This is a genomic window from Mesorhizobium sp. B2-3-11 (assembly GCF_006442215.1).
GTDB lineage: Bacteria > Pseudomonadota > Alphaproteobacteria > Rhizobiales > Rhizobiaceae > Mesorhizobium > Mesorhizobium salmacidum.
The window spans coordinates 72,470-92,895 of record NZ_VFVS01000003.1 but is presented as its reverse complement, the minus strand read 5'-3'; the positions used below and the strand labels follow the sequence as shown (position 1 = coordinate 92,895).

24 protein-coding genes and 1 pseudogene are annotated in these 20,426 nt (G+C 63.1%); 9 read left to right on the top strand and 16 right to left on the bottom strand.

Features of this window, described 5'->3' with window-relative positions; translation table 11 throughout:
- Nucleotides 1-34: 34 nt before the first annotated feature.
- Nucleotides 35-1,276, bottom strand: a complete 1,242-nt coding sequence (locus FJ960_RS05835; RefSeq protein ID WP_181174157.1) for an MFS transporter — start codon at nucleotides 1,274-1,276, stop codon at nucleotides 35-37.
- Between the two features lie 138 nt (nucleotides 1,277-1,414).
- Between FJ960_RS05835 and FJ960_RS05830 the strand changes: the two genes are divergently transcribed.
- Nucleotides 1,415-2,311: a helix-turn-helix transcriptional regulator gene (locus tag FJ960_RS05830; RefSeq protein ID WP_140712469.1), complete on the top strand. Its 897-nt coding sequence runs from the start codon at nucleotides 1,415-1,417 to the stop codon at nucleotides 2,309-2,311.
- Nucleotides 2,312-2,318: 7 nt separating this feature from the next.
- Here the strand turns inward: FJ960_RS05830 and FJ960_RS05825 are convergent, their stop codons facing one another.
- The 7 genes from FJ960_RS05825 to FJ960_RS05795 form a co-directional block, all read right to left on the bottom strand.
- The gene (locus FJ960_RS05825) at nucleotides 2,319-3,254 is read right to left on the bottom strand and encodes a ribose-phosphate pyrophosphokinase (RefSeq protein ID WP_019860650.1); all 936 of its coding nucleotides are present in this window, start codon (nucleotides 3,252-3,254) and stop codon (nucleotides 2,319-2,321) included.
- A 237-nt stretch (nucleotides 3,255-3,491) separates the two neighbouring features.
- On the bottom strand, nucleotides 3,492-4,121 hold the full coding sequence (locus tag FJ960_RS05820; RefSeq protein ID WP_140712467.1) for a hypothetical protein: 630 nt from the start codon (nucleotides 4,119-4,121) through the stop codon (nucleotides 3,492-3,494).
- 43 nt (nucleotides 4,122-4,164) lie between these two features.
- Nucleotides 4,165-5,316: a Xaa-Pro peptidase family protein gene (locus FJ960_RS05815; protein WP_140504935.1), complete on the bottom strand. Its 1,152-nt coding sequence runs from the start codon at nucleotides 5,314-5,316 to the stop codon at nucleotides 4,165-4,167.
- Nucleotides 5,316-6,110 carry a peptidoglycan editing factor PgeF gene (pgeF, locus tag FJ960_RS05810; RefSeq protein WP_140712465.1) on the bottom strand — a complete coding sequence of 265 codons (795 nt, stop codon included), beginning with the start codon at nucleotides 6,108-6,110 and terminating at the stop codon, nucleotides 5,316-5,318. The genes FJ960_RS05815 and pgeF overlap by 1 nt, the downstream gene beginning before the upstream one ends.
- A 102-nt stretch (nucleotides 6,111-6,212) precedes the next feature.
- A complete protein-coding gene (locus FJ960_RS05805) occupies nucleotides 6,213-7,301 on the bottom strand; it encodes a class I SAM-dependent methyltransferase (protein ID WP_140712463.1) in 1,089 nt (362 codons plus the stop codon).
- Complete coding sequence (lgt, locus tag FJ960_RS05800) at nucleotides 7,298-8,158, bottom strand: prolipoprotein diacylglyceryl transferase (RefSeq protein WP_140712461.1); 861 nt, start codon at nucleotides 8,156-8,158, stop codon at nucleotides 7,298-7,300. The genes FJ960_RS05805 and lgt overlap by 4 nt, the downstream gene beginning before the upstream one ends.
- 127 nt (nucleotides 8,159-8,285) lie before the next feature.
- Complete coding sequence (locus FJ960_RS05795) at nucleotides 8,286-8,528, bottom strand: BrnA antitoxin family protein (RefSeq protein ID WP_027143349.1); 243 nt, start codon at nucleotides 8,526-8,528, stop codon at nucleotides 8,286-8,288.
- A gap of 223 nt (nucleotides 8,529-8,751) precedes the next feature.
- On the opposite strand from FJ960_RS05795, the gene FJ960_RS05790 reads away from it, so the two are divergent.
- From FJ960_RS05790 to FJ960_RS05770, 4 genes and pseudogenes are all read left to right on the top strand, one after another.
- Nucleotides 8,752-9,054 carry an accessory factor UbiK family protein gene (locus FJ960_RS05790; RefSeq protein ID WP_027143348.1) on the top strand — a complete coding sequence of 101 codons (303 nt, stop codon included), beginning with the start codon at nucleotides 8,752-8,754 and terminating at the stop codon, nucleotides 9,052-9,054.
- 319 nt (nucleotides 9,055-9,373) lie between these two features.
- Nucleotides 9,374-9,874, top strand: a complete 501-nt coding sequence (locus FJ960_RS05785; RefSeq protein ID WP_027143347.1) for a YbjN domain-containing protein — start codon at nucleotides 9,374-9,376, stop codon at nucleotides 9,872-9,874.
- A gap of 16 nt (nucleotides 9,875-9,890) precedes the next feature.
- The gene (locus FJ960_RS05780; protein ID WP_140712459.1) at nucleotides 9,891-10,250 is read left to right on the top strand and encodes a tRNA-binding protein; all 360 of its coding nucleotides are present in this window, start codon (nucleotides 9,891-9,893) and stop codon (nucleotides 10,248-10,250) included.
- Nucleotides 10,251-10,474: 224 nt separating this feature from the next.
- Nucleotides 10,475-10,647, top strand: a pseudogene (locus FJ960_RS05770) (integrase core domain-containing protein); the annotation flags it as partial.
- A 39-nt stretch (nucleotides 10,648-10,686) separates the two neighbouring features.
- Here FJ960_RS05770 and FJ960_RS05765 read toward each other — a convergent pair.
- The 4 genes from FJ960_RS05765 to FJ960_RS05750 form a co-directional block, all read right to left on the bottom strand.
- A complete protein-coding gene (locus FJ960_RS05765; RefSeq protein WP_140712457.1) occupies nucleotides 10,687-11,709 on the bottom strand; it encodes a glycosyltransferase family 1 protein in 1,023 nt (340 codons plus the stop codon).
- A 259-nt stretch (nucleotides 11,710-11,968) separates the two neighbouring features.
- Complete coding sequence (locus FJ960_RS05760) at nucleotides 11,969-13,384, bottom strand: ATP-binding protein (RefSeq protein WP_140712455.1); 1,416 nt, start codon at nucleotides 13,382-13,384, stop codon at nucleotides 11,969-11,971.
- Between the two features lie 146 nt (nucleotides 13,385-13,530).
- Nucleotides 13,531-14,250 (bottom strand): response regulator transcription factor, encoded by a 720-nt coding sequence (locus FJ960_RS05755; protein ID WP_140504947.1) that lies wholly within the window; start codon nucleotides 14,248-14,250, stop codon nucleotides 13,531-13,533.
- Nucleotides 14,237-14,770 carry a MarR family transcriptional regulator gene (locus tag FJ960_RS05750; protein WP_181166050.1) on the bottom strand — a complete coding sequence of 178 codons (534 nt, stop codon included), beginning with the start codon at nucleotides 14,768-14,770 and terminating at the stop codon, nucleotides 14,237-14,239. The genes FJ960_RS05755 and FJ960_RS05750 overlap by 14 nt, the downstream gene beginning before the upstream one ends.
- Before the next feature lie 262 nt (nucleotides 14,771-15,032).
- Between FJ960_RS05750 and FJ960_RS05745 the strand changes: the two genes are divergently transcribed.
- The 3 genes from FJ960_RS05745 (at nucleotide 15,033) to FJ960_RS05735 (ending at nucleotide 17,163) form a co-directional block, all read left to right on the top strand.
- Nucleotides 15,033-15,926, top strand: a complete 894-nt coding sequence (locus FJ960_RS05745; protein ID WP_140712453.1) for a branched-chain amino acid aminotransferase — start codon at nucleotides 15,033-15,035, stop codon at nucleotides 15,924-15,926.
- Between the two features lie 147 nt (nucleotides 15,927-16,073).
- Nucleotides 16,074-16,388, top strand: a complete 315-nt coding sequence (locus FJ960_RS05740) for a hypothetical protein (protein ID WP_140504950.1) — start codon at nucleotides 16,074-16,076, stop codon at nucleotides 16,386-16,388.
- Nucleotides 16,389-16,524: 136 nt separating this feature from the next.
- Entirely contained in the window at nucleotides 16,525-17,163 is a 639-nt protein-coding gene (locus FJ960_RS05735) for an MBL fold metallo-hydrolase (RefSeq protein WP_140712451.1), read from the top strand.
- Between the two features lie 198 nt (nucleotides 17,164-17,361).
- Here FJ960_RS05735 and FJ960_RS05730 read toward each other — a convergent pair whose 3' ends face one another.
- From FJ960_RS05730 to FJ960_RS05720, 3 genes are all read right to left on the bottom strand, one after another.
- Nucleotides 17,362-17,796 (bottom strand): BA14K family protein, encoded by a 435-nt coding sequence (locus tag FJ960_RS05730; protein WP_140712449.1) that lies wholly within the window; start codon nucleotides 17,794-17,796, stop codon nucleotides 17,362-17,364.
- A gap of 191 nt (nucleotides 17,797-17,987) precedes the next feature.
- Nucleotides 17,988-18,200: a cold-shock protein gene (locus tag FJ960_RS05725; protein ID WP_008877668.1), complete on the bottom strand. Its 213-nt coding sequence runs from the start codon at nucleotides 18,198-18,200 to the stop codon at nucleotides 17,988-17,990.
- Between the two features lie 317 nt (nucleotides 18,201-18,517).
- Nucleotides 18,518-18,730, bottom strand: a complete 213-nt coding sequence (locus tag FJ960_RS05720) for a cold-shock protein (RefSeq protein ID WP_006202520.1) — start codon at nucleotides 18,728-18,730, stop codon at nucleotides 18,518-18,520.
- 584 nt (nucleotides 18,731-19,314) lie between these two features.
- Between FJ960_RS05720 and FJ960_RS05715 the strand changes: the two genes are divergently transcribed.
- Entirely contained in the window at nucleotides 19,315-19,713 is a 399-nt protein-coding gene (locus FJ960_RS05715; RefSeq protein ID WP_140712447.1) for a Kazal-type serine protease inhibitor, read from the top strand.
- A 40-nt stretch (nucleotides 19,714-19,753) separates the two neighbouring features.
- Here FJ960_RS05715 and FJ960_RS05710 read toward each other — a convergent pair whose 3' ends face one another.
- Nucleotides 19,754-20,371 (bottom strand): NAD(P)H-dependent oxidoreductase, encoded by a 618-nt coding sequence (locus FJ960_RS05710; RefSeq protein WP_140712446.1) that lies wholly within the window; start codon nucleotides 20,369-20,371, stop codon nucleotides 19,754-19,756.
- Nucleotides 20,372-20,426 lie beyond the last annotated feature (55 nt).

Here is a 20,426-nt window from a genome sequence, read left to right as displayed (position 1 = left end):
CGGGTGCCTTTGCCTGGATACAGCTCGGATGATTTTATGCGGCTGCCTGCGCCTTGCGGGCTTCCTTCATGTTGGGCAGGAACACCGTCAGCAGTCCCAGGAAAGGCAGGTAGGAGCAGATCTGGAAGACGAAATCGATGCCCTTCATGTCGGCGACGACGCCAAGCACGGCGGCCGCGATGCCGCCGACGCCGAAGGCGAAGCCGAAGAAGATGCCGGCGATCGTGCCGACGCGGCCCGGCACCAGTTCCTGCGCGAAGACGACGATGTTGGAGAATGCCGACGACAGGATCAGGCCGATCAGCACGGTCAGCACCATCGTCCATTCCATGTTGGCGTAGGGGAGCGCCAGAGTGAAGGGCAGGACGCCGACGATCGAGAACCAGATCATCGCCTTTTGTCCATAGCGGTCGCCGAACGGACCGCCAAGCAGGATGCCCAGCGCCGAAGAGCCGAGGAAGAGAAACAGCATGACCTGCGACATCTGCACCGAAACGCCGAACTTATGGATGGAGTAGAAGGTGTAGTAGCTGGCCAGGCTGGCGATGTAGGCGTTCTTGGTCAGCACCAGCAAGGTCAGCACCACCAAGGCCCACATCACTTTGCGGCGCGGGAAGGGCGAGACGAAGCTTGCCGTCTTGCGATTGCCTTGCGCGGCGCGCAGACGGCTGTACCAGCCGCCGACCTGCCACAGGACGACGATGCCGATCAGCGAGCCGACGGCGAACCAGGCGATGCTGGTCTGGCCGAAGGGCACGACGATGAAGGCGGCCAGCAATGGGCCCATGGACTGGCCGAAATTGCCGCCGACCTGGAACAGCGACTGCGCCAGGCCAAACCGGCCGCCGGATGCGAAGCGGGCGATGCGCGAGGACTCCGGATGGAAGATCGCCGAGCCGATGCCGATCAGCGAGGCGCCGATCAGGAGGAGGTAGTAGTGCCCGGCATAGGCCAGCACGACCAGGCCGATCAGCGAAGACGCCATGCCCCAGGGCAGCGAATAAGGCATCGGCCGCTTGTCGGTAACCGCGCCGATGATCGGCTGCAGCAGGGATGCCGTCACCTGGAAGGTGAAGGTCAACAGGCCGATCTGCCAGAAGTCGAGGCCGTAATTGTCTTTCAGAAGCGGATAGATGGCCGATAGCAGCGACTGCATGATGTCGTTGATGGAGTGGCAGAGGCTCACCGCCAGGATGACGGTGAAGGCCGTCGCCTGGACTGAAGCGTGACTGGCGGTCGCTGGCGGCGCGACGCTGGTGGCTGTTGTATCGGTCAAGATAGGCTCCGTAGTCTTTTTGGCGGTTTTTCCCGCAGGCGGTGTGGCGGGCGCTTCCCGCAGGCAGCCTTATAGTCCGGTTGCCAAGCGACTTCTTTCGTGGTTTGGTCCAAGAGTTTCGCAAGTGGGCCATACCGAATGCCAAAAACCAGGGAGATTTTCGGCGCCGGCCACGCTGATCTCGAGCAATTGCACGGGCTGCGCTGGCAGTGGCTCGAGCAGGCGGTCGGGCCGGCGGTGGTCTTGCCGACCGAATATCCGGACGGCTACCACGTGCCGCACCACCACCACAGCCGCAGCCAGTTGCTGCATGCGCTGGTCGGCGTCGTGCTGGTGACGACGCGGCATGGCCGGTGGATGGTGCCGCCGGACCATGCGATGTGGATCCCGGCCGGCATCGAACATTCCGTCGAGATGCTGGGCGATGTCTCGATGCGCTCGGTCTATGTCATGCCGCAGGCGATTCCGGGCCTGCCGGAGGGCATGCGCGTCGTCGGCATCACCGACCTGATGCACAGTCTGATCGTGGAATCCGAGAAGCTGCCGCAAGGCGGCGAGCTTGAAGGGCGCGGCGGCCTGATCATGAACCTTCTCCTGCACGAGATCCCGCAATTGCCGGAGCGGCCGCTCGGCCTGCCGTTCCCGTCGGATCCCAAACTGGCGGCGCTCTGCCGGCGTTTCGTCGCCGCACCCTCACCGCATGCGACGATCGACGAATGGGCCGATACGGTCGGCATGAGCCGGCGCTCCTTCACGCGCGCCTTCCAGCGCCAGACCGGCCTGTCGCTGTCAACATGGCGCCAGCAGGCCTGCCTGTTCGCGGCGCTGCCGAGGCTCGCCGACGGCGAGCCGATCACCCGGGTGGCGCTCGATCTCGGCTATGACAGCGTGCCGGCCTTCATCACCATGTTCAAGCGCATGCTGGGTTCCTCGCCGCGCGGCTATATGCGCGGCGCGCGCGATGCCGGCGAAGGCATGCGGCGAGCTCCGGCCCGCTCAGAGGCACCGACGCCATCGGCCTTGCCGCAGGGGTGACGGGTTTTCAGTCGAACAGGCTCGACACCGATTCCTCGGTCGCCGTGCGCGAGATGGCTTCGCCCATCAGGTCGGCGATCGAGATGACGCGGATGTTGGGCGCGTCGAGCACGCCCTGCGTCGGCTGGATGGAATCGGTGATCACCAGTTCCTGCAGCTTCGAGCCGCTGATGCGAGCGACCGCGCCGCCCGACAGTACGCCGTGGGTGATGTAGGCGGTGACGCTGGTGGCGCCGTTGGCCAGCAGCGCGTCGGCGGCATTGCACAGCGTGCCGCCGGAATCGACGATGTCGTCGATCAAAAGGCAATCCTTGCCGGCGACCGCGCCGATGATGTTCATGACTTCCGATTCGCCCGGACGCTCACGGCGCTTGTCGACGATGGCGAGCTGCGCGTCGAAGCGCTTGGCAAGCGCGCGGGCACGCACCACGCCGCCAATATCGGGCGACACGACGACGACGTTGCCAAGCTGCTTGTATTTTGCCTTGACGTCGCGGGCCATCACCGGCACCGAGAACAGATTGTCGGTCGGGATGTCGAAGAAGCCCTGGATCTGGCCGGCATGGAGATCCAGCGTCAAAACCCGGTCGACGCCGGCGCGGGTGATCATGTTGGCGACCAGCTTGGCCGAGATCGGCGTGCGGCCGGAGGCGCGGCGGTCCTGCCTGGCATAGCCGAAATAGGGGATAACGGCCGTAATGCGCTTGGCCGAGGAGCGCATGAAGGCGTCGATCATGATGAGCAGTTCCATCAGGTGATCGTTGGTCGGGAACGAGGTCGACTGCAGGATGAAGACATCCTCGCCGCGCACATTCTCCTGGATTTCGACGAAGATTTCCTGGTCGGCGAAGCGCCTGACACTGGCCTTGCCCAGCGGGATGTTGAGATACCGAGCGACCGCTTCGGCCAGCACCCTGTTGGAATTGCCCGCGAAGAGTTTCATGCACCGTTCCTGGTGGAGGACGGAGAGGCCTGGCGGACTCTCCTGCGCCTTTTAACCGGGCTTTTAGCGGCCCGCGCCGGTATTGCAAGCGTCGAGATCGTGAATCCGCCGGCTAAGCTCACGAAAACTGTTAGCCATCACCGACTGGCAGCGGAGAGCTGCGGACTTCCGCTGCTCCCTCTGCTCGTTCGAGCATCCGGATTTTCGCAAAACCGTTTTCTACTTTTGGGTTCTGGACTAGCTCGCCTTGCCACTGAGAAAGGCCGCGAACTGGTCGATGGTCTGGTCGGCGATCGCCTGCATGGTGGCTGGCGAGACCGACTTCCAGCTGTCGGCGCCGGCGCCGGAACCGGTCGAAGGCGCCTTCATCTGGCCGTTGATGCGGTGCAGCCGGTTGCCGGATAGGTCGTAGACGTCCCAGACATAGATGACGGTGGTGTCCTTGCCCTCTGTCATCGCCGAGAAGTAACCCTTGAGCACATGGGTGGCGGTCTGGTCCTGGCTGCCGGCCAGCGTGATGCCGCGCTGCCTGGCGCGTGTCTGCAGTTCCGCCGTCAGCGGCGTGGCGGCTTCCACCGAAGCTCCGACGATCGGCGCGATCTGCAGCCGGGTCTTCGACAGGATGGCGGCAGCCTGGGCGGAGGTGACGGGCGCGGCGGCGGGTGCGCCCGCTGTCGTGGTGGCCGTCGCGGCCGTAGATGGCGCCGGGGCGGGAACGGTGGCCGCCGAGCTGCCCTGCGTTGCCGGCTGCGTCGAAGCCGCCGGCGGGGTGATGGCGGAAGGCTCGAGGACGTCCTTTGCGTTGGTGCAGGCAGCCAAAGCCAATGCCACAAGCAATGACACGGTCGTCACATGCGATCGTCTCATTTGCCTTCTAACTCCTTGGCGAAGAACGCCTCCCATTATGGATTCACTGCACGATCAAGTCGAGATCATGGCGGGACAGCGGCTTCGGCTGGGATTCGGTGGTCAGGTACGTGCGGCCAAGCGTCATCGCCGTCTCGGTCTCGGAATCCATGATGATCATATGGGCAAACAGCGTCATGTTCGGCGCGATCGGTTCGGGATTGCCCTGGTAGAACATCGGCATATCCATCCAGGACGGCGTGAACCGGGCCCCGACCGAATAGCCGCAGGCGTTCAGCCGGTGCTTGGTCAGGCCGTGCGCTTCCATGGTGCGGGCGTGGGCGTCGAACACGTCGCCGAAGGTGTTTGCGGGCGTCATCGCCTTTTCGACGGCCAGAAGGGCGGCGCGTGCCGCATCAAACAGCTCCTGATGGCGCTTGGAGACCTTTCCGGTCAGCACCGTGCGCATCATCGGCGCGTGGTAATGATGGAAGACCCCTGCCCATTCGAGCGTCAGCTGGTCATTCTTGGTGAGCTTGCGGCGGCCGGCCTTGTAGCGGCACAGCAGCGCATCGACGCCGGAGCCGATGATGAACTCGTTGGCCGGATAGTCGCCGCCACCGGCGAAGATCGCGCCCTGCATGGCGGCGAGGATCAAGGCCTCGTCGCCGCCCTGCTTGATCAGCGGCAGCGCCGCGTCCAGCGCGTCGTCGGACAGATTGGCGGCCTTCTCCGCCTTGGCGACCTCGGCCGGGCTCTTGAACAGGCGCAACCGCCCGACGATGCCGGAGGCATCGGCGATCTGGCCGAAGGTCTGCAACTGCTCGTCCAGGCGGCGGCCATTATAGGCGGTCAGACCGTGAGTGTCGTATTCGACGCCGATCCGGGCGCCGAGCAGGTCGAGTTCGTTGAGCAGGTTGCGCAGGTCGACGGCCGGATTGGCGCCGTCGCGATCGGTCCACAGCACGATGTTGTCGATGATCGAGGTCTGGCGCGCCTGGCGCAGGTCGGCCGAACGGGTCAGAAGCACCATGGAACCGTCGGCCTTCACCACCAGGCACTGGAAGAAGCAGAAGCCGAACGTGTCGTAGCCGGTCAGCCAGTACATGCTTTCCTGCGCGAACAGCAGGATGGCGTCGAGCTTCTTCTCGGCCATCTCGATCATCAGCCGGTCGCGCCGCGCGTCGAATTCCGATCGTTCAAAATGCAGCGCCATTATACCTTCTCCAAAACGATTGCGGAAACCTGCCGGCCATAATCGGGTTCCCTACGGTGCGTGGTGCGCCGGTAGGAGTAAAACAGATCTTCCTCGGCATAGGTGCAGCGGCCAAGGCCTTCGGCCGTAACGCCGGCCTTGGCCAGCCGGTCGACCGTATAGCCGTTGAGGTCGAACATCGAATGGCCGGCATGTGCCGAAGGCACGAAATATCGCGCATTTTCACTGTCGGCATCGACGAAGCGGGCGATGAATTCCGGCCCCACTTCGTAATTGTCGGGGCTGATCGAAGGGCCAAGCACGGCAACGATTTTTTCGCGACGGGCGCCGAGGCTCTCCATGGCGGCAACGGTGTTTTCGAGTACGCCCGTGAAAGCGCCTTTCCACCCGGCATGCGCCGCGCCGATGATGCGCGCGCCGGCATCCGCGAACAGAACCGGGCCGCAATCGGCGGTCGAGGCGCCGATGGCGATGCCCGGCCGGTCGGTGACGATGGCATCGGCCTTGGGACGCTCGCCGGCGAAGGGTTCCCTGGCGATGACGACGTTGGGTGAATGGACCTGCCAGGCGGTCAGCAGATGGCTTGCGGGCACGCCCATCCAGGCGGCGACACGGGCCCGGTTCTCGGCGACCAGCGCCTGGTCGTCATCCGACCCAGTGCCGATGTTGAGGCCCCGGTAGATGCCCGTGGAGACGCCGCCAATGCGGGTGAAGTAGCCGTGGCGGATGCCTTGTGCCTGCGCCTGGTCCAGCAGCGGCGACCGAACGGGATCCGGTTTGGTCTGATTCAGCATGCGGGCGTTGTTGTCCGTGTGGGCGGTTTCGTCAAGGAAAAGCGGCCGGCGGTCCGGCCGTCTTTTACCGGACGGGAGATTGGGAGGGGTAGCGACGAAAAGTCAATCCGCCGTGGCGAAGGACCTGACGGCGACGCCGCGCGGAACGACGGCTAGGACCTTGAAGAGTTCGCCCATGGCTCGCGGGCCGGCGAGGCGCTCGACGGCATCTGATATCTTGTCGCGTGCTGCCTGGCCGGCATCGGCGCCCAACTGGCCGGCACGCTCCAGAATGCCCATGCCGAGCAGGAAATTGCCCTGCGTCGACAGGTAGGCGTCGAGACCGTGCGCGCGCACGGTCGCTGCAAGGGCGGCGAAATCGACATGGGAGGTAAGGTCGGCTTCGCCGGGATTGGCCAGCACATCTTCGTGATTGTGCCGGCGCAAGGCCTGCAGCGTGTCGCCGACCCCGGGCCGCAGATGGCCGTAGTCGAGGAACAGCCCGGCGCCGCCATGAGCGGCTATGCGCTCGGCGATGGCCGCCATCAGGGCGGTGCGGGCGGGCGCGATTTCGACGATCGCGCCTTGCGGCGCGTCGGCTGCATCCCCGGGCAGCAGCGTCGGGTCGACCGAGCCGACGCCCGCGAAGAAGCAAAGATTGTCCGCGTCGTCCAGGCCGACCATGCGCTCGCGCCACTCGGCGCCGGCGCGGACGAACTGGCGGATGGGCATGGCATCGAACAGTTCGTTGCCGACGATCAGCAGTGGTTGCCGCGGCAGCGTGTCGATGGTTTCGTGCCATGAAACAGCGAATGGTGTCGCGCCGAGCGTCTGTTTCTGGATTTCCGTCAGGCGCGGGCTGGTCTCGATCATGGCGAAGGCGGCGCCACTGGCCAAGGCGGGGTCGAGCCGCGACAAGGTGCGCAGCATGTCCTTCATCAGCGTGCCGCGGCCAGGGCCGATCTCAGCGACGGTGACCGGCATCGGCCGGCCGATCGCTGCCCAAGCCTGATAGAGCCAGACGGCGACGAGTTCGCCGAACATCTGGCTGATTTCCGGTGCGGTGATGAAGTCGCCGGCCGCGCCGAACGGTTCGCGTGTGGTGTAGTAGCCGTCGCGCGGATCGAACAGGCACAGCGCCACGTATTCGTTGATGGGCATCGGACCCACCGCCTCGATCAGGTCGACGATACGGGATTTCAGTCGCGTCATGTCGCCTGCGGCTGCACTTGCTTCACCGGCTTGGCTGTGGCCATCGCCCAGATGCCGGCCAGCACCATCGGCGTCGACAGGATCATGCCCATGGTCAGCCAGTTTGTGCCGAGGAGATAGCCGAGCTGCTGGTCGGGTTCGCGGAAGAACTCGACGAAAATTCGTGACAGGCCGTAGCCGCAGATGAAAGCGCCGCCGACAAAGCGCGGCGTCTTCAGCTTGAGGCGCGAGTGGGTGAGGATGCGCAGCACCACAAACAGCACCAGCCCTTCGAGCAAGGCCTCGTAGAGCTGGCTCGGATGGCGGGTGAACGGTCCGCCATTGGGGAATTCGATCGCCCAGGGCACGTCGGTCGGCCGTCCCCAGAGCTCGGAGTTGATGAAGTTGGCGACGCGCACGAGGCCGAGGCCGACCGGCACGCCGGCCGCCACGACATCGAACAGCGACCAGGTGCGGATGCCGCGCTTAAAGGAAAACAGCGTCATGGCCAGGATGACGCCGAGCAGGCCGCCATGGAAGGACATGCCGCCTTGCCAGACGGCGAAGATATCGAGCGGATGGGCGATATAGCGCGCCAGGTCATAGAACAGGACATAGCCGGTGCGGCCGCCCAGAACCACGCCGACGGCCGCCCAGACGATGAAATCGTCGAGGTCCTCCAGCTTCATCGGCAGGACGCCGTCGGGCCAGAGTTTCGGATTTGCGGCGAGCCGCTTGGCATACCACCAGGCAAACAGGATGCCGACGATGTAACCGATGCCGTACCAGTGCACCGCCAGCGGCCCGATCTGGATGAGGATCGGGTTGATGTTCGGGAAAGGCAGTGAAGCCAGCGGCAGCAGGAAATACTCGTTCAACGGGGAGCTCTCGGTTGCGATCGGCGCGGACCATGCGGCAGGGTTTTGGCAGGGTCAAGGCAAGGGCACGGCCGTCCATGGCTCGTGAACGGGATCGCTTCAAGATCCGTCGCGCGGATGGATGTCCTCAACCCCTGGGCTTGCCGGCCACCACTTCACGCAAGGCGTCGTTGATCCTGTCCTGCCAGCCTGGGCCATCTTCCTGGAAATGCTCGAGCACGGCCCGGTCGATCCTGATCGAGACAAGCTCGCGGACATTCGGGGCGGTGGAGGGTTCGCGAGGCGGGGCCGGTGCCGGCTTCTTGACCGGCTTGAAGACAGCTTCGGCGGCTTCCATCGGATTTGTCGGTCTGCGCGGGGGCGTTGCCATTGGTTATCCCGGGTTGAACGTGCCTGAAGGGAGACGAGGGCGTCACAATAGGCGACTTGCCACCACCAAGTACAGCTTCGGAGCCGTTCGGGAGCCTCCCGCAGGACGCGGCAGTCGCCATGCGGTTGTGCGCAATAGCAACGCAGATGCCGCACCAACGCCCAACGTTCTTGCATTCCTCGCGCCACGTCACTAATTCAAATTATGCAAGCGAGGATCTGCCATGTCGACCGGACCGAACCGCATTCTCGATGAATTCGCCAAGTTGATGACCGATGCCGCCGGTGCCGCTCAAGGTGTGCGGCGCGAGGTGGAGACGGCCTTCAAGGGCCAGGCGGAACGCATCCTCAACTCCATGGATGTCGTGCAGCGCGAGGAGTTCGAGGCCGCGCGCGAGATGGCGGCCAAGGCGAGAGAAGAGAACGGCAGGCTCGCCGAGCGCATCGAGACACTCGAGGCCAGGATCGCCGAACTGACCGGTCAGGCTACACCTGCGGCTCCGGCGAAGCCCAAGCCGAAAAAATAATTCGTTAAACTTTTCCACAAAGCACCAGCCTGAAAATCGCTTTGCCGTGAATCGCTTACCGGCATTGCGTGACTCTTTGTGACAGGCACCTTTCCACATGCGAATGACGCAGTGCGAAAAATTGGGCTGTTCACGCGACTCCTGATCAATAGACTGAATTTGTTGCATGATTCGGAGCAGGGGTCATGCGCCGGGCGGTGGAGTCCGGTCTGGGGTCTTTGCGTTGAGAAGTCCCGGCCGTCCGAGTTCTAGACAAGATTGTTCGTCGTGTGTGCCCCGCGGAGCGTGTGGCGCTCCCCCTGAACACAGGAAGCATTCCATGGAACTTCTCGAACTCGAATTTTCCCGCGAAATCCATCCGGTGGATGTGATCGAGCAGGTGGCCCACAACAATGACTGGTCCTTCGAACGGGCCGGCGACGACGAAATCTCGATCTCGGTTGCCGGCAGCTGGACCGACTATCACGTCTCCTTCTCGTGGATGGAGGATTTCGAGGCGCTGCACCTGGCCTGCGCCTTCGACATCAAGGTGCCGGAAACCCGCACGCTGGAAGTGATGCGGCTGTTGTCGCTGATCAACGAACAGATGCTGTTCGGCCATTTCGACCTCTGGGAGCAGGAAGGCGCGATCATGTTCCGCCAGTCGCTGCTCCTGGCCGGCGGGGTCGAACCATCGAGCCAGCAGGTCGAAGTGCTTTTGTCCTCGGCGCTGGAAGCCTGCGAGTGTTACTTCCAGGCTTTCCAGTTCGTCGTCTGGTCGGGAACCTCGGCCAAGGACGCGCTGGCCGGCGTGCTGTTCGAGACCTTCGGCAACGCCTGAGCAAGAAGCGTTCGACATGAGTTCCAGCAACGAGCGCAAGCCCGAGATCAGTTTTGCCGACTTCGATCGTGTCGACATCCGCGCCGGCACGATCGTCGAGGCTGAACCGTTTCCGGAGGCGCGCAAGCCGGCCTTCAAGCTGAAGATCGATTTCGGCGTCGAGATCGGCATCAAGAAGTCGTCGGCGCAGATCACCAAATATTATACGCCCGAGACTTTGATCGGCCGGCAGGTGTTAGCGGTGGTCAATTTCCCGCCGCGCCAGATCGGCCCGTTCATGTCGGAAGTGCTGACGCTCGGTTTCCCCGATGAAGAGGGCGCCGTCGTGTTGGGCGCCATCGAACGCAGGGTGCCGGACGGCGGGCGGCTATTCTGAAATAGCGGGCAGGAAGCCCCGGCAGATGCCATCATGGCGTCGCGGCTGATTGAATTGACGCGATAGCTGGAGGCCGAAACGCGCCGAGAATGGTTCCGACCGTTGCGGCTGAGAGCACAAGATGCAGGACGTCGAACGGCCACGCCAGTCCAAAATGCATCAGCACAACGTTCAGGAAGGAAAGCGACGCCGCATCCGCCGGAATCAGGAGCAAACCTCCGACTCTGCGCGAATGGGCTTATGCTCGAGCCTACAACACTTGTCATGAACGCACCGCAGACTGCCACGATGGCTTCATCGCTACAATTGGCACCGGCCACACGGCAGCTTAAAATCAAGACCACCTATCAGCCGCCTCGGGCTAACCAAGGACAACCTGTTGAGGCTCCACACCTAGCTAAAGCTCGCCGGCGGCGGCTCGGCTGTGTCGACCCTGTCAGGCCGCGATCGTGCGCTTCACGCCGAGCGCTTCCTCGACCGCGTCGAGAAACATTTCCGCGCTGGCCTTCCAGCTGTAGCGCATGGCGCGCTCGCGGGCTTGGTCGCGGCTGATGTCGAGCGCGGCAAGTGCCGCCTCGCGCAGGTCGTTCGAAACCGCGCCGCCAAAGCCGTCGCCAACGATGTCGACAGGCCCGGTCACCGGATAGGCGGCGACCGGCGTGCCGCTGGCCAGTGCCTCGATGATGACGTTGCCGAAGGTGTCGGTGCGGCTGGGGAAGACGAAGACATCGGCCGAGGCGTAGACTTCGGCCAGTTCGTCATTGGGACGATGGCCGAGAAAATGCGCCTGGGGATATTTGGCCTTGAGCTTGGCAAGCTCCGGACCTTCGCCGACGATCACCTTGCTGCCCGGCAGGTCGAGATCGAGGAAGGCGGAGAGGTTCTTTTCAATGGCGACGCGGCCGACGCACAGGAAAACCGGGCTGGGGAAGCCGAGGTCCTTGCGCTTGTCGGGCCGGAAATGCTCGGTGTCGACGCCGCGTGTCCAGGGCCTGAGCTTGTTGAAGCCGCGCGCCGTGAGATCGGCGGCGAGCGACTGGGTGGCGACAAGCGTGCCCTGGCCCGAATTGTGGAAATCGCGCAGCCAGCGATAGGTCCAGCTCTCGGGCACCGGCAGGCGGGCGCTCAGATACTCGGGAAAGCGGGTGTGATAGCTGGTGGTGAACGGCCGGCGGGCATTGCGACAATAGCGCCGCGCCATGATGCCCAGCGGTCCCTCGGTGACGATGTGGATGTGGTCGGCCTTGTAGCCATCGATCAGGCGCGCGACATGGCCGGGCGTGGTCAGCGCCAGGCGGATGTCGGGGTAGGTCGGCAAGGGCAGGGTGCGAAAGATGTTCGGGGTCAGGAATTCGACCGCGACGTCGAAGGATTTCAGGGTCTCGGTTAGCCGCTCCAGCGTGTGGACGACGCCGTTGACTTGCGGGCGCCAGGCGTCGGTGACCATCAATATGCGCATGGCGGCCCTTTGCTCCGGAGGTCGGCGGTTGCCTTGAAACGATGCCGGAACGGCGACCATGCGGCCGCCCTCGCTTCGCTCCAGCGCACCCTGACGGGCACGCGGTCGAAGTGAGGCGGCAAGGACGAATCAAGTGCGGTCGCGCGCTTCATGCGCACTCTTGACCATGATTTCATGACGGGCGGATGAAGCAGACGGTGATCCCGAAAAGTCGAAACCGGTTTTCAGGCAAGATCTTGCCCGGATAGTCAAATAGAAATCAGGCCGGAACCTTGATCACGACGCGCAGGCCGCCCATCGGACTGTCGTCGAGCGTGATGTCGCCGCCATGGCTGCGGGCGATGTCACGGGCGATCGACAGGCCGAGCCCGGTGCCGCTGGCGTCAAGGTTACGGGCCGCATCGAGCCGCACGAAGGGCTTGAACACGTCTTCGCGCCTGTCGGCCGGAATACCTGGCCCATCATCGTCGATGGTGACCAGAAGCGAGCCGCGGCCATGGTTGGCGGCGACCTCCACGGTGCGGGCATAGCGGAAGGCATTGCCGATGATATTGGACAGCAGCCGCGCGAAGGCGTTCGGGCGCACATGCACGGTCGGATCGCCGGAAAGCGTCGTCGACAGTCTGCATTTGCGCAAGTTCGCTTCTTCGCCGAGCTTCTGGAAATAGGCTTCGAGATCGAAACGTCCCGGATCCTCCGACGCCTCGCCCTTGGCAAAGGCGAGATAGCCTTCCAGCATCGACTGCATGTCTTCGATGTCCTGGTCCAGCGCCGCCTTGGTGTCGGCCTTGCCGCCGGCCAGCGCCAGCTGCAGCTTGAAGCGGGTGAGGATGGTCCTGAGATCATGGCTGACACCGGTCAGCATGGCCGTGCGCTGCTCGATCTGACGCTCGATGCGCTCGCGCATCTGGATGAAGGCAAAGCCGGCGCGGCGCACCTCCTCGGCCCCGCGCGGGCGGAAATCGCGCGGCATCGGCCGGCCCTTGCCGAAGCTTTCGGCCGCCTCGGCAAGCGCCAGGATCGGCCGGATCTGGTTGCGCAGGAAGGGGATGGCGATCATCAGCAGCACCAGCGAGGTGCCGACCATCCAGATCAGGAAAATGTGGGTGTTGGAGGCATAGGCCTGGCTGCGGCGTACGAAGACGCGCAGCACCTTGTTCTCAAGCTGGACGCGCACCTCGACGATGTTGGAATTCCCGACCGTGTCGATCCAGAAGGGCCGGTTGATCTGGCGGGTGATTTCGGCGGAGAGAACATCGTCGAGGATCGAGAAGAACGGTTTTGGACCGGGCGGCGGCAGCGGATCGGGCGGCAGGAGGTCGACCTTCAGCTGCATGCGGTCCTGCGCGATCCGGATGATGTTGGCGTAATCGCCGTCGTGCGGGTAGGTTTCGATCAGGTCGATGATGGCGGCGATGTCGCGCACGGTGGCCTGCGACAGGCGTTGCGTCACGGTTGCCCAGTGACGTTCCATGAAATCGAAGGCGACGACCGACTGCAAAAGGATCATCGGCGCGATGACGATGATCAGCGAGCGCGCATAGAGGCGCTTGGGCATGTAAAGCGAAACGAGGCGCCAGAACCGGTTCCAGATGCGCGGCACCGCCTTGAGCGTCCGCGCGGCGCGTGCGCTCAAGCCGTCATTGTCCGGCTGTTCCAGTTCCGTGGTCGCCATTGGCTCTTTTCATCCGTCGGCGGTATTAGATCAGCATGACGTTTGGCTGAATCGTCATCCTGATCTAACTCTTTGTTGGAGCATAATCTTTTCCGAAAACCGGTTCGCACTTTTCGGGATCATGCTCTTGGGCTGCGGCCGGTATTCTATTCCACGCTGAGCCGATACCCAATACCGCGCACGGTCTGCAGCCAGACCGGGTTGGACGGATCGCGCTCGATCTTGCGGCGCAGCCGGTTGATCTGGACGTCGATGGTGCGCTCGCCGACTTCCGAATCGTCGCCGACCAGCTCGTGGCGAGGGATGGTTTCGCCGGCGCGCGCGGCGAAGATCGCCAGGATCTCCTGTTCACGGTCGGTCAGCTTCAGCGCCTCGCCGCCGCGCTTCAGTTCGCGCCTGGCGATCTGGAAGGTGTAGGGACCGAACACCAACTGTTCGACCTTGGGCGTCGCCGCCGGGCCGCCCCGGCGCAGGATGTTGTTGATGCGCAGGATCAGCTCGCGCGGATCGAAGGGTTTTGGCAGGTAGTCGTCGGCGCCGGCCTCGAGGCCCGAGATGCGGCTGTCGGTCTCCGACAAGGCGGTCAGCATCAGGATCGGCACGTTCTTCTCGGCGCGCAGCGCCTTGGTGAGATCGACGCCGCTTTCGCCCGGCATCATGACATCGAGCACAAGCAGGTCGAAGTCGAGGCCGGCGAGCTTGCGGCGGGCCTCGTCGGCATTGCCGGCGACGGTGACGCGGAAGCCGTTTTCGGTCAGATATTGCTTGAGAAGATTGCGGATACGGGTGTCGTCGTCGACCACGAGCAGATGCGGCGCATCGTCGTCCGGTGCGGCCGCCTGGTCGATCCTCTCAGTGCTCTCCATGGCTTTTCCCTGACATTTTTGCGGACCCAACGTCGATCTGAGCTCTCAGTTCCGGATTGACCATCGCTTCGAGGAAGCGTTCCACCAAGGTCCGTTCGGCGGCACCGCAATCTTCCAATGCAGCACGGATGCGGCGCGACTGTGGCCGCGCCAGCGCCAGCGCCAGCGCACGGCCCTTGGCCGTCGGATAGAGTTCACGCTGGCGGCGGTCGCGCGGGCCCTGCAACTGCACGACGTGATCGGTGTCGATCAATTGTTTGAGCACACGCGCCAGGCTCTGCTTGGTTATCTTCAGCACATCGAGCAGTTCGGCGACGGTCAGGCCCGGCCGGCGGTTGACGAAATGCAGCACGCGGTGGTGGGCGCGGCCGAAGCCGTAATCAGCCAGGATCTGGTCGGGATCGGAAGTGAAGTCCCGATAGGCGAAGAAGAAGAGTTCGATGATGGCGAAGTCGATGCCGTCCTCGCTGGTGATCGCGGTCCTGATCGGTTTTCCGGCAGGTGGGCTTTTATCCGTCATCATTTCTCCATCGGAACGGGAGATTATGTCAGTACTATTGACGTAATTTCCCTGCAATGGTAATTTTTGACAAGCTTTTGGGCGGATTGCGAACGAAAAGGCAAGGCAGGCCGGTTTTTCCGGAACTTCCTGAGTTTGCCAGAGCGCGATTATCCGCCTACGCTTCGAGACGCCGGCCGGCGTCGCCAATCGCAATAGCGCGGCCAAAAAAGAACACGCAACGATACTGAGATATGCGGACGGAGGTCCGCGGGAGGTTACCATGGCATCCGTTCCCTTCGATCAACTGGACGGCTTCATCTGGATGAATGGCGAGTTCGTTCCGTGGGGAGACGCCAAGATCCACGTTCTGACCCACGGCCTGCATTATGCCAGCGCGGTCTTCGAGGGCGAGCGTGCCTATGGCGGCGAGATCTTCAAGCTCAACGAGCATATGGAGCGCCTGCATGAATCGGCGCGCCTGCTCGGCTTCAAGATTCCCTATTCGGTGGCCGAGCTCAACGACGCCTCGACCACGCTCCTGAAGAAGCAGGGCTTCCAGGACGCCTACGTCAGGCCGATCGCCTGGCGCGGCAGCGAGCAGATGGGCGTTTCGGCGCAGAACAACCGCATCAATGTCGCTATCGCCATCTGGCAGTGGCCGAGCTATTTCGACCCGGCGCAGAAGCTGAAGGGCATTCGTCTCGATGTGGCGGAATGGCGCCGGCCCGACCCGCGCACGGCGCCGTCGCGGTCGAAGGCCGCCGGCCTCTACATGATCTGCACCATGTCCAAGCATGCCGCGGAGGCCAAGGGCTATGCCGACGCCATGATGCTCGACTGGCGGGGCCAGGTCGCGGAAGCGACCGGCGCCAACATCTTCTTCGTCAAGGACGGCAAGATCCACACGCCCAAGCCCGACTGCTTCCTCGACGGCATCACCCGTCGCACGGTCATTGGCCTGGCCAGGGATCGCGGCCTGGAGATCATCGAACGCGCCATCCTGCCGGAAGAACTGGAAGGGTTCGAGCAGTGCTTCCTGACCGGAACGGCAGCGGAAGTAACCCCGGTTTCGGAGATCGGCCCTTACCGATTCGAAGTCGGCGAGATCGCCAAGAATCTCATGAACGACTATTCTATCGCCGTTCAACCCAAGCATGCCATCGCCGCAGAATAACGATAGTCACAGCTTTTCGGGCAAGCAGGGGCGGTTTTCGGGCCGCCCCTTTTATTTCAGCGTTTGTGCATTTGACTTTCATCGAATTCGGCGTCTCTCATGATGCTGTCGGCCCGGGAGGCTGACAGCTATGGAGGGACTAATCATATGGACATGAACACGCTTCTTCCGATCATCATTCAGATCATTGCAGGCATTATCGGTGGTCAGGCGGTCGGGGCGGCGATCAAGACGGCGGCGATGGGTCAGCTTCCCAAAATCCTGGGCGGAGCCATCGGCGGTGTCGGCGGCGCGGCGATCCTCGGCAGCCTGCTCGGCCACGGCGTCGATCCGGCGGCGGCCGCGGCGGCGACCGGCGGCCTGGGCAGCGCGCTCAACCTGCAGAACATCGTCGGTGGCGCCGGCGGCGGCGCGATCCTGACCGGCATTCTGGGCGCGGTCATGGGCGCCATGAAGAAATAAGCCTGCCAATCTCGGGCTGGCAAATGGGCGGCTTCGGCCGCCCATTTCTTTTTGGACACGCACTGTTTGACCTTCCGGCTGTGGACGGTTTTGACCGATGTCTCTACATGATCGCTGACACAGCGAAAGGACGATCATGGGTCAGCTCAATGCCGGCATCGTGCCGGTCACACCGTTCCAGCAGAACTGCACCATCCTGTTCGACATGGATGACAAGCACGGCGTGGTGGTCGATCCCGGCGGCGACATCGACAAGGTGCTGGCGGTGTTGAAGGACAATGCGATCACGGCCGAGGCGATCTGGATCACGCACGGCCATATCGACCATGCCGGCGGCGCCATGGAGTTGAAGGAAGCACTCGGCATCGAGATCATCGGCCCGCATGAGGCCGACAAGATGCTGCTCGACAATCTGGAGAACCAGGGCAGGCGCTACGGTATCGGCGGTGTGCGCAATTGCGTGCCCGATCGGTTTCTTACAGAAGGCGAGACGGTGTCATTTGGCGGCCATGTGTTCGAGGTGCTGCATTGCCCCGGCCATGCGCCTGGCCATGTCGTCTACTACAACCGCGCCGCCAAATTCGCCCATGTCGGCGACGTCCTGTTTCGCGGCTCGGTCGGCCGCACCGACCTGCCGGGCGGCGACCACGCGGCACTCATCGCCTCGATCAAGGACAAGCTGTTGCCGCTTGGCGACGACATCGGCTTCATTTGCGGTCACGGTCCCGGCGGGCGCTTCGGCGAGGAACGGCGGACCAATCCGTTTTTGACCTGAATGAGATCTGGACCGGCTCCGGGTTCGAAAGCCTACAGCATGTCGCGGCGAATAGGATTGCCGACCTGCTGTAAACTTCTGATTATGCATGTCGTTATCCCGGAACCGAGGACACTTCCGGGCGACATGCATTAGCAAGCCGATAGCAAAAAGCGCCGGCCTTGCGGTCAGCGCTTTTTTGTTTGGGGCAGGGAAGCCTCAGTTGGCGGTGCAGAAATGCTGTTCGCCGTCACTGCCGGTGAAGGTGCCGGTCCGGGAATTGAAGCTGCGGTAGCGGTCCGAGCAGTACTCGTACCAGCCGCGCGTCCACGGTTCGGCATAGCGGTCGGCATAGACCACCTGCGGTTCCACGTAGTAGCGGCGCACCGGGGCCGGGCGTATCCGCACGTCACGATCGTAATAGCCGTCATCGTAATAACGGTCGGAATCGGGCGGCGGCCGGTCATTGGCCAACGCGCCACCGATCAGCGCGCCGGCGGCAAGGCCGAGAACGCCGGCCGCGACAGCATCGCCATGGCCATGGCCATGATGGTGCCAACGGCGCCAGTCATCGGCATTGGCCGCCGAAAAGGTCCCCAGCGTGGTGGCGACCACGGCGGCGGACAGTACGGCTGTCTTGAAAATTCGGTTCATCTTGGTCTCCTTCGTGCCGGGCCGTGCAGTTTTGCAGGGGATGCGGTCCGGCTTTACGAATGATTAATATGGGACCGTGGCTGAACGGGGGCTGAACGAAAATTTGACCGCACGCCTTGTTTCTCGACATCAACCCGCGCCTACGGGGCGCTGACCAGACCTGCCGGAGCCGGCGTCGGTGCGAAGCCGGCTCAGCCGACCGACAGGTTGACGGCCTTGGGTCCCTTGCCGCGCTTGTCCGGCTCGGTGTCGAATGTCACTTTCTGCCCATCTTCGAGACCGGGAAGACCCGACGCCTGCACGGCCGAAATATGGACGAAGACATCCTTCGCGCCATCATCCGGTGTGATGAAGCCGAAGCCTTTGGCATGGTTGAAGAATTTGACGGTGCCGGTCTGCGGCATGGGAAGCTCCTTTGATCCCATAAACTCCAGTCTCGGGCCGGCAAATGCCCGAATGGAAATTTGTCCTTTATTTTAGCGCCATCGGCAAGTGAAAGTTTTCCGGGCACTTAAAGCACGTCGTGCTTTAAGTGCTTGTTATGACGCGTGTCATTGGCCCGGACCGGATGAACTTCCAGATGACATGCGTTTATGCTGCGCCACGGACATGAAAAAGGCGCGACGAAAACCGCCGCGCCTTTCAAAAATCTGTCTGCCTGCCCAGGTGCTGATCAAGCTGCTCGATCGCCCATCCGCCTGGGATGTGCGGCGCCGATCGCTCAGGCTGCGCGCAGGTTGACCGCCTTCGGGCCCTTGCCCATGCGGTCCGGCTCGACGTCGAAGGTGACCTTCTGGCCGTCGACCAGCGTGCGTAGGCCCGAGGCCTCGATCGCTGAAATGTGGACGAACACGTCCTTGGCGCCGCCGTCGGGCGTGATGAAACCGAAGCCTTTGGTCGCATTGAAGAATTTAACGGTGCCGGTCTGGGCCATTGGGGAAACTCCTTCACCCGTTCAGTCTTGGTGGTCCTGCCCGCCACCTGGCGTCGAGGGCAGTTCCCGGTGGTTGCTTCGGCAGTCATGCATTGGCGCATGGTCAAAACCCCCCGCCGAAAAACGGGGCCGTCAGAGATTCACAGTATCGGGGAAAGGTCGTCCAAAACGTTCCGCTCTCCGGGTCGCAAATGCCCGAACACAGAATTTATCGCACGGAAACGTGAACGTTGCAAGATAGCGCCGCGGGCCGCCGCCACGAGCGCATCCGACGCAAAAAAATCGACCGATCAGGGCGTCGACCGGCTGCAAATAGGCTTCGTTGCCCGAGGGGTCATCGGCCCACGGCCGTGGTCATATATAGGCCACAAGTGATGATTGCCGGCAACGCGCGGCGAGGCCCTCACTGATCCCAGTCATTTCCCGACAGAGGCCGCGAACGGGGTTGCAATTGGCAATGCAATAGCGAGGATCATGCCATAGGCGACTGATGTAAATCTTGTTTTGATCGATATCATTGTCAGCGAACCGCCAAGCAGTCTTGGGCGGTATGGACCGAGACGGGGATCGAGGGAGAGACGATCATGAGGTTTCTTGCCGCAATCTTCTCACGGCAGGGTTTTACCATCCTGTTCCTGTCGGCAATTCTCGCCGCCTGTACGGTCGTCGTCGATGAAGGACCGGGGCCGCGCCCGCCGCGCCCTGATCCGCAATTCTGCACCAAGCAGTACGAGCCGGTCTGCGCCCGGCGCGGCGCAGATCGCCAGACCTTCGCCAATGCCTGCCTTGCCGATCGGGCGGGTTACCGCATCGTGCGCGACGGCCCCTGCCGCGACGGCGGTGGTGGTGGCGGCGAGCAGACGTTCTGCACCCGCGAATACGCGCCGGTGTGCGCCCGCCGGCATGGCGAGATGCGCACCTTCCCCAACGCCTGCGAGGCCCGTGCCTCGGATTATCGCATCGTCGGCGACGGGCCGTGCTGAGATTCTGTCCTCCCGCAAGAAGGGAAGGCAAGGCGGCGCATTACTTTTCCACGCCAACATAAGCTTTGCTCTTGAGCAGGCCGGCCAGATGAGCCGCGTTCGAGACCGCTATTTCGATGGCTTCGGTAATCTTGTCGGGGGTTTTCGGCAGGTCGACGTAATTGACGTCATGCATGGCTTCGCCGACCCAGTAGACGCCGCCATTGGCGGGGATGGTGAAGCCGACATCGTTCAGCGCCTGGAAGCACTCCGCGTGGCAGTGATGCGCGCCGTCCTCGTTGCCGACGATCGCCACCAGGGCCACCTTGCCGGCGGCCGGCATGCGGCCCTTGTCGTCGGTTTCCTCGAGAAAGGCGTCCATCCGCTCCATGATGCGCTTGGCGACGCTCGATGGTTGGCCCAACCAGATCGGCAAGCCGAGAATGAAGATATCGGCGGCGACGATCTTTTCGCGCAGGCCAGGCCAGTTGTCGCCCTTGCCCATGTCGGAGAGCACGCCAGGCTTGATGTCATGATCGAGCGCGCGCACGACCTCGCCTTCCACGCCATGCGGTTTGAGCGCCGCGAGCAGATCGGCTATCAACTTGTCGGTTGACGATTTTTCCCTGTCGTCCGAGGCTTTCAGCGAGCAATTGATGGCGAAGGCGGTAAGGGGCATTGGGGAACTCCTGCATCTGGCCGCGCAGGCTCAACGTCGCGACCGGCTTGTGGTT

What these genes read in the sequence shown, in the direction of transcription:
- FJ960_RS05730 (WP_140712449.1), bottom strand. Translation starts at nt 17,796, where the DNA reads ATGAACCGAATTTTCAAGACAGCCGTACTGTCCGCCGCCGTGGTCGCC.
- FJ960_RS05830 (WP_140712469.1), top strand. Translation starts at nt 1,415, where the DNA reads ATGCCAAAAACCAGGGAGATTTTCGGCGCCGGCCACGCTGATCTCGAG.
- FJ960_RS05760 (WP_140712455.1), bottom strand. Translation starts at nt 13,384, where the DNA reads ATGGCGACCACGGAACTGGAACAGCCGGACAATGACGGCTTGAGCGCA.
- FJ960_RS05765 (WP_140712457.1), bottom strand. Translation starts at nt 11,709, where the DNA reads ATGCGCATATTGATGGTCACCGACGCCTGGCGCCCGCAAGTCAACGGC.
- FJ960_RS05725 (WP_008877668.1), bottom strand. Translation starts at nt 18,200, where the DNA reads ATGCCGCAGACCGGCACCGTCAAATTCTTCAACCATGCCAAAGGCTTC.
- FJ960_RS05825 (WP_019860650.1), bottom strand. Translation starts at nt 3,254, where the DNA reads ATGAAACTCTTCGCGGGCAATTCCAACAGGGTGCTGGCCGAAGCGGTC.
- FJ960_RS05820 (WP_140712467.1), bottom strand. Translation starts at nt 4,121, where the DNA reads ATGAGACGATCGCATGTGACGACCGTGTCATTGCTTGTGGCATTGGCT.
- pgeF (WP_140712465.1), bottom strand. Translation starts at nt 6,110, where the DNA reads ATGCTGAATCAGACCAAACCGGATCCCGTTCGGTCGCCGCTGCTGGAC.
- FJ960_RS05710 (WP_140712446.1), bottom strand. Translation starts at nt 20,371, where the DNA reads ATGCCCCTTACCGCCTTCGCCATCAATTGCTCGCTGAAAGCCTCGGAC.
- FJ960_RS05735 (WP_140712451.1), top strand. Translation starts at nt 16,525, where the DNA reads ATGGGTCAGCTCAATGCCGGCATCGTGCCGGTCACACCGTTCCAGCAG.
- FJ960_RS05720 (WP_006202520.1), bottom strand. Translation starts at nt 18,730, where the DNA reads ATGGCCCAGACCGGCACCGTTAAATTCTTCAATGCGACCAAAGGCTTC.
- FJ960_RS05715 (WP_140712447.1), top strand. Translation starts at nt 19,315, where the DNA reads ATGAGGTTTCTTGCCGCAATCTTCTCACGGCAGGGTTTTACCATCCTG.
- FJ960_RS05815 (WP_140504935.1), bottom strand. Translation starts at nt 5,316, where the DNA reads ATGGCGCTGCATTTTGAACGATCGGAATTCGACGCGCGGCGCGACCGG.
- FJ960_RS05755 (WP_140504947.1), bottom strand. Translation starts at nt 14,250, where the DNA reads ATGGAGAGCACTGAGAGGATCGACCAGGCGGCCGCACCGGACGACGAT.
- FJ960_RS05785 (WP_027143347.1), top strand. Translation starts at nt 9,374, where the DNA reads ATGGAACTTCTCGAACTCGAATTTTCCCGCGAAATCCATCCGGTGGAT.
- FJ960_RS05795 (WP_027143349.1), bottom strand. Translation starts at nt 8,528, where the DNA reads ATGGCAACGCCCCCGCGCAGACCGACAAATCCGATGGAAGCCGCCGAA.
- FJ960_RS05745 (WP_140712453.1), top strand. Translation starts at nt 15,033, where the DNA reads ATGGCATCCGTTCCCTTCGATCAACTGGACGGCTTCATCTGGATGAAT.
- FJ960_RS05780 (WP_140712459.1), top strand. Translation starts at nt 9,891, where the DNA reads ATGAGTTCCAGCAACGAGCGCAAGCCCGAGATCAGTTTTGCCGACTTC.
- FJ960_RS05740 (WP_140504950.1), top strand. Translation starts at nt 16,074, where the DNA reads ATGGACATGAACACGCTTCTTCCGATCATCATTCAGATCATTGCAGGC.
- FJ960_RS05790 (WP_027143348.1), top strand. Translation starts at nt 8,752, where the DNA reads ATGTCGACCGGACCGAACCGCATTCTCGATGAATTCGCCAAGTTGATG.
- FJ960_RS05805 (WP_140712463.1), bottom strand. Translation starts at nt 7,301, where the DNA reads ATGACGCGACTGAAATCCCGTATCGTCGACCTGATCGAGGCGGTGGGT.
- FJ960_RS05750 (WP_181166050.1), bottom strand. Translation starts at nt 14,770, where the DNA reads ATGACGGATAAAAGCCCACCTGCCGGAAAACCGATCAGGACCGCGATC.